This is a genomic window from Paraglaciecola hydrolytica, from assembly GCF_001565895.1.
GTDB lineage: Bacteria > Pseudomonadota > Gammaproteobacteria > Enterobacterales > Alteromonadaceae > Paraglaciecola > Paraglaciecola hydrolytica.
The window spans coordinates 416,532-428,751 of record NZ_LSNE01000007.1 but is presented as its reverse complement, the minus strand read 5'-3'; the positions used below and the strand labels follow the sequence as shown (position 1 = coordinate 428,751).

The following is a 12,220-nucleotide window of genomic DNA, read 5'->3' as shown; positions in this document are numbered from 1 at the left end:
TTAAATTATTGCCATTAAAGGCACACTACTCTTTTGAGTCCATGGAAATCTAAATGGCACAACTCTATTTTTATTACTCCGCCATGAATGCGGGTAAATCAACGTCACTACTGCAATCTGCTTATAACTACGCAGAGCGTGGCATGCACGCCGAAATATTCACTGCGGCCTTAGATGACCGTTTTGGCTTAGGCAAAGTTGCCTCACGTATTGGTTTAGCGTCCACTGCACATCTGTTTAACTCTCAGTCGGATATGCTTGACGATATAACTGAACTTAACGCCAAACAAAAAATTCACTGTGTTTTTATCGACGAAGCCCAGTTTTTGAATAAACAGCAAGTGCAGCAGTTGGTCACTGTGGTAGATGATTTGGATATTCCAGTATTAGCCTATGGTTTACGCACTGACTTTTTGGGCGAAACCTTTGCAGGCAGCCGTTATTTGCTCGCTTGGGCCGACAAACTTATCGAACTTAAAACCATTTGTCATTGTGGCCGTAAAGCCAACTTTGTAGTCAGAATTGATGAACAAGGACAAGCAGTTAAAGAAGGTGAGCAAGTAGAAGTCGGTGGCAACGACAGATATGAATCTATGTGCCGTAAACACTTCAAAGAATTAGTTTGGTAAAGACGACAGCTCAAACAGATACAAAAAAGGCTCCACTCGGAGCCTTTATTCTAATCAGGCTTTAGTCTATGGACGTAAGGCTTTTTCGCCCCGAGCTAAACCACAAATACCGGTGCGAGACGCTTCAATGATCTCAGTAGTTTGGCCTAGCGTATGGGCAAAGGCATCTAGCTTGTCGCTGGTACCCGTGACTTGAATGGTATAGTTAGTGCTATCCACATCAACGATTTGCGCACGAAAGATATCCACGTTTCGGTGAATTTCAGAACGCACCAATTCGCTACGAGTAGCGACCTTGATCAACATCAACTCTCGCTCAACATGGCTACCATCAGTCAGATCAACCACTTTTAGCACGTCAATAAGTTTGTTAACTTGCTTGGTGATTTGCTCAATGACTTTGTCGTCTGCTTGAGTAGTAATGGTGACCCGTGACAAACTTTTATCGTCTGTCGGTGCCACACACAAAGAGTCAACGTTGTAACCACGTTGCGAAAACACACCCACTATACGCGACAAAGAGCCTGGGGCATTTTCCATTAGAACCGATAAAATACGCTTCATTATGTACGCTCCGTTTTACTTAATCTCATATCGTCCATGGCACCAAATTTAATCTGCATGGGGTAAACGTGTTCGTTTTGATCGATTTCAATATCCATAAACACCAAACGATCTTTCATGGCAAAACAACGGGCCATAGCGTCATCTAATTCAGCCGGATCCGTCACGCGGATACCCACATGGCCATAAGCTTCCGCTAGCTTCACAAAATCAGGCATTGAATCCATGTAAGAATGAGAATGACGACCTTTATAAATCATGTCCTGCCACTGTCTCACCATACCTAGGGCACGATTATTTAATGAGATGATTTTGATTGGCAAATTGTATTGCAAACAAGTGGCTAATTCTTGGATGTTCATTTGAATACTACCATCACCCGTTACCACGGCAGAAATAGCATCAGGATGAGCCATTTGCACGCCCATAGCCGCCGGTAAACCAAAGCCCATAGTGCCTAAACCACCAGAGTTGATCCAACGACGAGGTTTAGCAAAAGGATAATACAAAGCAGCAAACATCTGATGCTGGCCTACGTCAGAACTCACGTAAGCTTCTCCTTTAGTATGTTTGTATAGCGACTCAATGACTTCTTGCGGTTTAATGAGTTTGCTGTCTTTTTGATAAGCCAAACAATCACGCTCACGCCATTGATTAACTTGCTGCCACCAATCAGCTAACTTAGCTTTTTGTGCTTTAGCATCAACCTTGCCCATTTGCTCAAGCAATTGCTCGGCAACTTTGTCTACGCTGCCCACAACCGGAATATGCACGGCGATGGTTTTTGAGATAGACGCGGGATCGATATCCACATGGATAATGGTGGCGTGGGGGCAGAATTTTTCAACGTTGTTAGTCACACGATCATCGAAACGCGCGCCTAAGGCCAAGATACAATCGGCATTGTGCATGGCTTTGTTTGCTTCCAAACGACCATGCATACCTAACATGCCAACAAACTGGTCATGAGTACTCGAAAACGCGCCAAGTCCCATCAAAGTAGAGGTCACCGGTGCTTGCAGTTTTTCAGCAATTTCAGTGACTAAAGCGCTAGCTTCAGAAATAACCGCGCCACCGCCCACATAAATAACCGGACGTTTAGCTTCGAGTAAAGTACTCACTGCTTTTTTGATTTGTTTGTTATGGCCTTTTAAGGTTGGATTATACGAGCGCATAGTCACATCAGTTGGGAACACATAAGGGTGTTCTTCTGCGACGTTTACTATGTCTTTAGGTAAATCGACAACCACGGGGCCCGGACGACCGGTACTGGCAATATAAAACGCTTTGGCAATCGCTTCTGGAATATCGATAGCACGTTTGACTAAAAAGCTATGTTTTACGATGGGGCGAGAACAACCGACCATGTCGGTTTCCTGAAAGGCGTCTTCACCAATATGCTTAGAGGGCACTTGACCAGACAGGATAACCATAGGAATGGAATCCATATAAGCTGTTGCTATGCCCGTCAAGGTATTAGTTGCACCAGGGCCTGATGTCACGAGTACAGTACCGGTTAAACCAGTAGACCGTGCATAACCATCTGCCATATGTGCTGCTGCTTGTTCGTGACGGACGAGTACATGTTCGACATCTGTTTGCGCATATAAAGCGTCATAAATGTCGAGTACGGCACCACCTGGGTAACCGAATACATGTTTAACTCCTATATCTTTGAGCGTCCGCACAACCATGGCGGCGCCTGACATCATTTCCATCAGAAACTCTCCCGAATTTTAAAAACTTATTACTATTTGACCTAACGAGGCGAAACTATACTGTAGCGAGTAGGAAGATAAAACAGTAAAAACGATAAAAGTGAGATATATATCCCAATATTAGGAAATATTAGGATAAATATTCTAATTTGACGCAGAATTACTTAAAAAATAGGATAGAACATCGAAGTTTTTTAAAACTAATCGTCCATCTCTATTTCTAAGTCGCTGTCTTCCACTACTGAATCTTCATCATCGCCCAGACTGGTTCTATGGGAACCATAGATACTGCCCATTTTGGGGCGATTTATGCGTTTCTGATATTTCAACCAGGCTTTTTCGGCCACGGTGCCTGGCGGTTTTTCACCGTGCAAAGACGCTAAATAGCTTTTATCTTCTTCAGTAGTCGGCTCTAACTGGCCATCAGCCAAAGCAGCAATCAAGCAGCCATACTGGCTTAAAGCTTTACTTTCACTAATCGAAAAATCACCTGAACGGGAAAAACCGTAAGGATAATTTTTAGGATCACTGAATACACGTGTAACCAAAGATTCTCTAGTAAGTTTTGCCATCACAACACCCACGTAATAAAGTTAAATTAACTAAGTTTAAGATCACTGATCTTTGGTTTGCTTTATAATTTAAAACTGGAATCTGTCAACGTTTAATTCAGATTATTTAAAGAAAAAAGTTATTTCTTGTCACTAATTAGATTTCCGCTTTAATTTCCTGTTGTTAAATTGTTAAACCACCAGCAAAAGCTCGATAAACAGAGACTAACTTAACAAAGCTCTGATGTTGAATTTGTGCCAGTTGATCACGACTTTGCAACCACGTCCGCTCAGCATCAAGCAAATCATAAAACTCACCATTACCCGCTTCATATCGAACACGAGCAATAATCATGGCCTTAGTGCTCGCTTTGTATTGCAGTTCACTGAATAACTGCTGCTCTCGACTCAGATTATAAGTATCCAATGACAGTTGCATGTCATTTAGCGCATCAAACACCTGTTGCTCAAAATCCGCTAAGGCCATTTTAGCGCTTGCGTCAGCCGCTCTGATTTTGGCTCTTACCGAGCCTAAATCAGCAGCTTGCCAACTCAAGGTTGGCGCTAAAGACCATGCTTGATTGGCAGTATTAAGAGCCAAACCCGGCCCAGAGACAAATCCCAAAAAGCCTTTAACTGAAAGTGCCGGATACAGATCAGCCGTTACCACCCCAATATCCGCCGTACTCGCCGCCAATTTGCGCTCGGCAGCCGCCACATCAGCTCGGAAACTAAGATAGGCCCGGCTATCTTCGATACTCACTGGATGGTTTAGCTGAGGCAAAGGCGTGGCATCAGCCAAGTTAAGTTCACCCGGAGCTTTACCCAGTAAAGCCGACAAGGTTGCTTTGGCACGTAATAGGTCAGTGTTGAGAGTTGGTACCATGGTTTTAATGGCATAAAATTGCGCATCAACACGAGCAAGTTCAAAATCAGAAGCAAAACCGGCATCCAACCTCACCTCCACGATATTGCGGGTTTGTTGCAAGTTGTCTAAGTTCTTCTCCGCCACCTGCAAACGTAATTGTGCACCGCGATAATCGCCATAACTACTAGCAACCTGACTGATGATTTGTACCTGCGCTTCATGCCATAAAACCTCGGCCTGCTCGGCATTTGCCGCCGCTGCCTCTGTAGCCCGACGAATCTTACCAAACAGGTCCAGATCCCAAGACAAATTAGCACCAAGTCTGCTACCGCGACTGACCACATTGTTGTCAGTCGCTGCGATAGTAGTGTTTTCACCGGCCTGATAGTCTGTATCCACAGAACCTTTAGGTAACCAATCATTGTCAGTATCGTTAAAAATGGCTGCCGCCCGTGCAACATTAGCCTGTGCTTTTATTAAGCTTCGGTTTTGTTCTAAGGCAATACTGACTAAACGATTAAGCTCGGCATCATCAAAAGCACGCCACCAACGAGTTGCCTGCGTCGCTTGTTGATAAGGTTGTACAAGTTGGATTTGCTCCACCGCCAGAGGTGCCGTGTAATCAGGTCCCACGGCACAACCGCTAATCGACATAATCGCAAAGGCCAAGTTAGCTAAACTAAAATAATTATCCATGGCTTCTGTGCTCCTGAATGTTCACATCTGTATTTGTTACCTGCTGAATAGCCTCACCTCTTTTGGCTAGGGCATAATAAAAGAGTGGCGTTAGTACCAAACCAAACAGCGTTACACCAATCATGCCTGAGAATACCGCTACCCCCATAGCCTGACGCATTTCGGCACCCGCTCCACTGGAAAAAACCATAGGCACTACACCCATAATAAAGGCGATAGAGGTCATCAAGATGGGGCGCAAACGTAAACGACCCGCCTCTAAAATGGCTTCTCTCGCACTCATACCATTGTCCTGAAGCTCTTTAGCAAATTCGACAATCAGGATGGCGTTTTTAGTTGCTAATCCCACTAGCACGATCAAACCTATTTGGGTAAATATGTTGTTATCACCGCCATAAATCAGCACACCACTGAGCGCCGACAACAAGGTCATAGGAATGATTAAGATGATGGCCAGCGGCAAACTCAAACTTTCATACTGGGCAGCCAGCACCATAAACACCAACAAAATCACTAAGGGGAAAATAAACATGCCAGCGTTACCCGCCAAAATCTGTTGGTAGGTGAGCTCTGTCCACTCGTAGGTCATGCCATTGGGCAAAGTCTCTGCAAGAATTTTTTCAATGGCTGCTTGCGCTTCACCACTACTGAAGCCCGGTGCAGGGCCACCGTTAAGTTCAGCTGTGGTAAAACCGTTGTAATGCATCACACGATCAGGGCCAGCACTGTTCGTTACGTTAATAAACGAGCCAAGAGGCACCATGTCACCTTGCTGATTACGTACTTTTAACTGAGATATTTGCTCAGGGCTTTGACGGAATTGCTCATCAGCTTGTAAGTTAACCTGATAGGTACGACCAAACTGGTTAAAGTCATTCACATAGACTGAGCCCATGTAGGCCTGCAATGTTTGAAACACCTCATCCAGTGAAACGGCTTGTTGTTTAGCTTTGGTACGATCAATGTCTAAATCAAGCTGTGGCACATTCACTTGATAGCTCGAAAACACACCAGCCAATTCAGGAGTAGCCCAGGCTTTTTGCATTACCTGCATGGTTACATTAAACAACTCTTCGTAACCGTAGTTTCCTCTGTCTTGAATTTGCAATCTAAAACCACCGATAGTGCCTAAACCTTGCACCGGAGGCGGTGGAAATATCGCAATAAAAGCATCTTCAATACCCGCAAACTTCTGGTTTAAAGCCGCTGCAATCGCATTGGCGGATAAAGAAGGATCTTGACGTTGACTAAAATCATCCAGTGGCGTGAAAACAATCCCGCTATTTGGGCTATTGGTAAAACCATTGATACTTAAACCAGGAAAAGCCACTGAGTGAGCTACACCCGGCTGCGCGAGCGCGATGTCTGACATTTGTTTAATCACCGCTTCGGTGCGCTCCAATGACGAGGCGTCCGGCAACTGAGCAAAAGCCACTAAGTATTGTTTGTCTTGCCCTGGTACATAACCTGTTGGAGTCGCCGCAAATTGCACACCAGTCAGTCCCAACAACAGCACATACATTAAACCGACGATCACCCCAAAACGCAGTACCTTAACCACTAACCAACTGTAACCATGAGATAAACGAGTGAAAAAACGGTTAAAGGGATTAAATAACCAGGCGCCGAAGACTTTATCCATGCCACGAGTTAATACGTCTTTTTTCTCGCCATGACCTTTCAATAACATGGCCGCTAAAGCAGGGCTCAAAGTCAGTGAGTTAATTGCTGAGATAAAAGTAGATATGGTAATAGTTAAGGCAAACTGCATGTAAAACTGCCCGGTTAAACCCGACATAAACGCCGTTGGAATAAACACTGCGGCCAATACCAAGGTTGTCGCTACTATCGGGCCGGTTACTTCTTTCATGGCTTTTTGGGTAGCGGCGATGGGTGATAGCCCTTCACTGATATTACGTTCGACGTTTTCAACCACCACTATGGCATCATCTACGACTATGCCAATGGCTAAAACCAAACCAAATAGCGACAGAGCATTGAGGGAAAAACCCAACAAATGCATAAAGGCAAAGGTACCGACTAAAGATACAGGTACAGCAACCAAAGGAATGATCGAGGCGCGCCAGGTTTGTAAAAACAGCACTACCACTAATACCACCAACAACAAGGCTTCAAACAAGGTTTTTACTACTGCTTCAATTGAACCACGGACAAAAACCGTCGGGTCGTAAACAATGTCGTAACTCAGCCCGTCCGGAAAGTTAGTTGCCAACTCAGCCATTTTGGCTCTAACGTCATCAGAGATCTGTATAGCGTTGGAGCCTGAGGCCTGAAACACCGGAATTGCGACTGCGTCTTTATTATCTAACAAAGAACGTAGTGAATAACTTGAAGCACCTAATTCAATACGAGCGACATCTTTCAAACGGCTTATTTCACCCCGTTCTCCTACTTGAATAATAATGTCTTCGAATTCTTCAACTTTCGCCAAACGGCCTTTAACGTTGATCAATAATTGAAAGTCAGCACTACCACTAGGCTGGGAACCCAGACTACCGGCAGCAGCCTGCTGATTTTGCTCACGTATAGCGGCAATAATCTGATTAGGCGACAAACCCAGTGCGGCGACCTTGTTAGGGTCAAGCCATACACGCATGCTGTATTCACCCGCACCAAATAAACGCACAGCACCCACACCTTCGATACGCGCTAGTTCGTCTTTAACATTCAGCGCCGCATAATTAGACAAATACAACATATCGTAACGGCTATCTGGCGAGGTTAAATGCACGACCATAGTTAAATCTGGTGACGATTTTTCCGTCACTATGCCCAAACGTTGCACTTCTTGGGGTAAACGGGGCTTAGCTCGGTCAACTCGGCTTTGTACCTGTGATTGAGCTCGATCAACATCAGTACCGATGGCAAAGGTTACTGTTAAAGTCATACGGCCATCAGAGGTCGCCTGAGACGACATATACAACATGTCCTCAACACCATTGATCTCTTGCTCTAATGGCGACGCTACCGTTTCAGCTATGACCTTCGGATTGGCTCCCGGGTAGTTTGCTGTTACCACCACGGTAGGCGGTACCACTTCTGGGTATTCAGTGATGGGTAGTTGCCACACTGCAATAGCACCACTGATAAAAAATAACAAAGACAGCACGGCCGCAAAAATCGGCCGCCTAATAAAAAATTGCGACAACATGACTAAATATTCCTTAACTGCGTGAGACAGAACTGTCAGTTTTGGCTGTCAATTCACTTTGAGTTTGATCGAGTAATAATTGGGCGGCACGCAGATTGTTTAGCGTTGCTTCATTGCTCATATCAACCAACTTAGGTTCAATTTGCATATTGGGGCGGACACGTTGTAGGCCGTTAACCACGATGCGATCGGTCGCAGACAAACCATGGGTAATGATGCGTAAACCATCGATTTTTTCACCCAGAGTAATCGGGCGATATTCCAAAGTTTGCTCATTGAGCACCAATACAAATTTATTGTTTAAATCTGTACCTATGGCTTTTTCATCAATCAATATGCCTTGATAGGAGCCGCTACTCACCAGTTTTAAATGGGCAAATAAGCCTGGAATTAAACTGTGATCTTTATTACTAAAGCTGGCGCGGATACGAATAGTGCCGGTTTGCTGATTAACGCTGTTATCAACAAAATCAATACTACCGACATGGCGATATTGCTGGTCATTAGCGAGTGCCATATAAACTGGATTAGCCTGCTCGTCACGAGTATCGGCGCGCTCTCCTGCGCTCGCTAACTGTGCGTATTTTAGATAGCTTTGCTCATCGACATCAAAATAGGCGTACATTAGGTCAGTAGATACAATATTGGTTAGCTGGCTTTGACCGGCCGTGACATAGTTACCCGCCGTAATTTGTGCCAGTGATACTCGCCCAGCAATAGGCGCGGTAATCTTCGTAAAGGATAAATCCAATTCAGCACGAGTTAACGCGGCTTTAACCGAAGCCACCACGGCTAAGCTTTGTTGCTCTGCTGCACGGCGGTTATCTAATAACTCAGCCGACATGGCTTTTTGGCTGGCTAACTGCAGACCACGAACATAATTATTTTTCGCCAATTCAGCGGCAGTTGTGGCATTTTGTAGCTCGGCTTGTAAACGCGCTACCTCAGCCACAAAAGGCCTATCATCAATTTTAAATAACAAGTCGCCTTGTTTTACCAAGCTCCCCTCTTTAAATGCCACAAAATCGATGTAACCAGACACTCTAGGCACCAAAGCCACGGTTTGTGGAGCTTGCAAACGCCCAGTAAACTCATCCCATTCAGTGATACGTTCATTAACAACTTGAGCCACTGTTACTTGGGGTAGGCTCTGGTTTTGTTGTTGAGCGGTATCCACTTGACCACAGGCAAACAACACCACTGACGCAACACTTCCCAATGCAAAAACTCTTAATGTATTTTTAATACTCATGTTGCCCTTCTCCAGTGTGTCTATTTGAAACTTGCTTAAAAAGTAATATTGGAACGAGTAATGTACCATGTGGTACAATATACATATTGCATCAACAAAGTGTCAATTCATTTATGTACCGACTGGTAAATAAATTAAGTTATATCTAAGGTTGTGAGCGAATATAGCTTTTTCTTAGTCACAGCAATCTATAATGGTAAACTTGGGTTTGACTCAGATTCTGCGTATTAATAGAAACTAACGCAGGCGACGAATGTCGTAGTAGAATCATGTTAAGCAACAGCACAAAGCAGTAGAGGTACACAGTGAAAATCGGACAGAAATCAGTTTGTTGTATTGGCAGACCACGCGCCTTTGATAGCGAAAAAGCCCTAGAAAAAGCCTTGGAAGTTTTCTGGCGTAAAGGCTATGACGGCACCTCGCTGGCTGATCTAACCGATGCCATGGGCATCAATAAACCCAGTCTATATGCTGCTTTTGGCAATAAAGAACAACTTTTTATTAAAGCCGTAGATCTCTACGAAAATCGCCCTAACTCGGTTTTTCACGATGCCCTCATGCAAAAGACCGCCTACGCCGTTGCCGAATATATGTTATATGGAGTAGCTGACGATCTGGCCGATAAAAGCCATCCTAATGGTTGTGTGATTGTGCAAGGTGCGTTGTCGTGCAGTGAAGCAGCGGCCTCAGTCAAAGAAGCCTTAATTAATAAAAGAGTGGGTCATGAAGCAAAAATTGCTGAACGTTTTGCTGAAGCGAAAGCAGCAGGTGACTTACCAACTTCAGCCGATCCAGAAGCGCTTGCCCGCTATTTAGGGACAGTTTTGCAGGGCATGACGATCCAAGTCACCAATGGTTCTGACCAACAGCAATTACGCGAAATCGCAAAAATGGCGCTGATGGCCTTTCCTCAACCGCAATAAAATAGGGTTACACAAAATAAATTAACGTTTTTTAGGCACCCAAGCCCAAATCATTTCACATATGAGTGGCTCTATGCCGGTAGCATCTGTCACCGTCACTTGCACATTCACTTCACCCTTGTCAGTGGTTTGCATCAATTCAATCTGTGCGTCCGTTAAGGTGGCGACCGCTGTCATGTCGCCAGTAGCACGTTTTACGTAATTTAAATTCATGGTTTTGATCAGTGGCAATTTATCCCCCGGCAAATTGATCCCGACAATAAAACCCGTACAAGACTCTGCCAATAACGCCATCGCCGCAGCATGTACACTGCCAATGTGATTTTGGGCTTTACGTCTATTTTTTTGCCGATACGTTGCCGTTTTACCATCGGTAAACAACACCTCAATACCTGTAGTGCCAGCGAGTTTTACTTTATGACGAAACAACTGTGTGATTAAAAAACGACTCAACCACTGGGGATATTGATTCACTTTATTGACAAAATGACGAAGTGGGTTATTGGTACTCATAACTATCCTATCTGGTTAGACCAGAAAGAAGTTTGCGCCCTGATCAGCCATCTTACCAATAGATTTTAGTGATAAAAGAATTTTTATTATTGATAGTTAACTCTAACATTAGAAAAGCGCTTGCAACAACGAGAGCAATACAGAAAATTTGAATCAATCTATTTGGATTTTAACTAAAAAGGTAAAACGATGTGAAATTTGGAGCGGGAAACGAGATTCGAACTCGCGACCCCAACCTTGGCAAGGTTGTGCTCTACCACTGAGCTATTCCCGCATTTTGATGCTGCCCATTACTTGAGCTTTAACAACGTACTTCCTGTACTAGTTTGAAACTGTGGTTGCCTCAAACGGACGCGCATTTTACAAAAAATTATTTTGGATGCAAGGGCTATTTAGTATTTTTTGCAAAATCTTTTGATTTAAGCTGCTAAGTGGATGTTTTAACAACAATCAATCAGTGCATCAGCTTAAGATCCAGGTATTACTACCCTGAGCATTGGATCATTTCGGCCATATTGTTCAGTAAAACAGATAACACCTGCTGTAGGGTTTGGCTTTGTTGTATGTTATCCCACATACAAAATTCAGACATATAAGCTGTATTAATCAAGTAGCTTTCCATAGCGGCAAAATCAATTCCATATACTATTGATTTTTTAGCTGCTTAGGTATGTCTGAGCAGATGAGCTAGCCATCAAACACCCAAGCTTAAATGTTGAAAACTTTTTTGCGATAAAACACCAACTCGGCAATCGACTCACGAATATCGTCTAATGCCAAATGAATGCCTTTTTTCTCAAAACCTTGCAAGCTGGCAGGACTCCATCTTTTAACCAGCTCTTTAACTGTGCTGACATCGATATTACGATAGTGAAAATATGCTTCCAGCTCAGGCATATACTTAACCATAAACCGTCTGTCTTGGCCGATAGTATTGCCACACATGGGTGACTTACCTTTATCCACATAAGGCTGCAAAAAGGCAATGGTCTGTTCAACAGCCATTTGTTCCGTTATTTTACTTTGCCGACAACGAGCGGTTAAACCTGTTTTGCCATGGGTATCGATACACCATTGATCCATGTTATCCAATACTGAATCAGGTTGGTAAATTGCTAACACTGGGCCTTCTGCCAAGATATTTAAATTTTTATCAGTCACTATAGTGGCTATTTCAAGTACCACATCGGTATTAGGCTCAAGCCCTGTCATTTCCATGTCTACCCACACTAAATTTTCATTGTCTAGTGACATAAAGGCTCCCAAAACAGATTAAAATTAAAAGTTAAGCACTATTAAGTATGCATACAGTGGTTCAAACGTTACCATGTAAG

The 12,220-nt window shown here is 43.8% G+C and carries 10 protein-coding genes and 1 tRNA gene; 2 read left to right on the top strand and 9 right to left on the bottom strand.

Features of this window, described 5'->3' with window-relative positions:
• The first annotated feature begins 53 nt into the window (after positions 1–53).
• Positions 54–629 (top strand): thymidine kinase, encoded by a 576-nt coding sequence (locus AX660_RS15645; RefSeq protein WP_068378584.1) that lies wholly within the window; start codon positions 54–56, stop codon positions 627–629.
• Positions 630–695: 66 nt separating this feature from the next.
• Here AX660_RS15645 and ilvN read toward each other — a convergent pair whose 3' ends face one another.
• The 6 genes from ilvN to AX660_RS15615 all read right to left on the bottom strand — a co-directional run bounded on the left by ilvN (position 696) and on the right by AX660_RS15615 (position 9,450).
• The gene (gene ilvN, locus AX660_RS15640; RefSeq protein WP_068378582.1) at positions 696–1,193 is read right to left on the bottom strand and encodes an acetolactate synthase small subunit; all 498 of its coding nucleotides are present in this window, start codon (positions 1,191–1,193) and stop codon (positions 696–698) included.
• The gene (locus tag AX660_RS15635) at positions 1,193–2,911 is read right to left on the bottom strand and encodes an acetolactate synthase 3 large subunit (RefSeq protein ID WP_068378580.1); all 1,719 of its coding nucleotides are present in this window, start codon (positions 2,909–2,911) and stop codon (positions 1,193–1,195) included. The genes ilvN and AX660_RS15635 overlap by 1 nt, the downstream gene beginning before the upstream one ends.
• 200 nt (positions 2,912–3,111) lie before the next feature.
• Positions 3,112–3,483, bottom strand: coding sequence for a DUF413 domain-containing protein (gene maoP / locus AX660_RS15630; RefSeq protein ID WP_068378578.1), 372 nt, complete (start codon positions 3,481–3,483; stop codon positions 3,112–3,114).
• 163 nt (positions 3,484–3,646) lie between these two features.
• Complete coding sequence (locus AX660_RS15625) at positions 3,647–5,026, bottom strand: efflux transporter outer membrane subunit (RefSeq protein WP_068378576.1); 1,380 nt, start codon at positions 5,024–5,026, stop codon at positions 3,647–3,649.
• Positions 5,019–8,198, bottom strand: a complete 3,180-nt coding sequence (locus tag AX660_RS15620) for an efflux RND transporter permease subunit (protein WP_068378574.1) — start codon at positions 8,196–8,198, stop codon at positions 5,019–5,021. Before AX660_RS15620 ends, AX660_RS15625 begins: the two co-directional genes overlap by 8 nt.
• A gap of 13 nt (positions 8,199–8,211) precedes the next feature.
• Positions 8,212–9,450, bottom strand: coding sequence for an efflux RND transporter periplasmic adaptor subunit (locus AX660_RS15615; protein ID WP_068378572.1), 1,239 nt, complete (start codon positions 9,448–9,450; stop codon positions 8,212–8,214).
• Between the two features lie 305 nt (positions 9,451–9,755).
• Between AX660_RS15615 and AX660_RS15610 the strand changes: the two genes are divergently transcribed.
• Complete coding sequence (locus tag AX660_RS15610; protein ID WP_235594757.1) at positions 9,756–10,373, top strand: TetR/AcrR family transcriptional regulator; 618 nt, start codon at positions 9,756–9,758, stop codon at positions 10,371–10,373.
• A gap of 21 nt (positions 10,374–10,394) precedes the next feature.
• On the opposite strand, the gene AX660_RS15605 is transcribed toward AX660_RS15610, so the two are convergent.
• From AX660_RS15605 to orn, 3 genes are all read right to left on the bottom strand, one after another.
• Complete coding sequence (locus AX660_RS15605) at positions 10,395–10,886, bottom strand: DUF4442 domain-containing protein (RefSeq protein ID WP_068378570.1); 492 nt, start codon at positions 10,884–10,886, stop codon at positions 10,395–10,397.
• A gap of 199 nt (positions 10,887–11,085) precedes the next feature.
• Positions 11,086–11,160, bottom strand: a tRNA-Gly gene (locus AX660_RS15600).
• A gap of 434 nt (positions 11,161–11,594) precedes the next feature.
• Complete coding sequence (gene orn / locus AX660_RS15595) at positions 11,595–12,140, bottom strand: oligoribonuclease (protein WP_068378568.1); 546 nt, start codon at positions 12,138–12,140, stop codon at positions 11,595–11,597.
• Positions 12,141–12,220 lie beyond the last annotated feature (80 nt).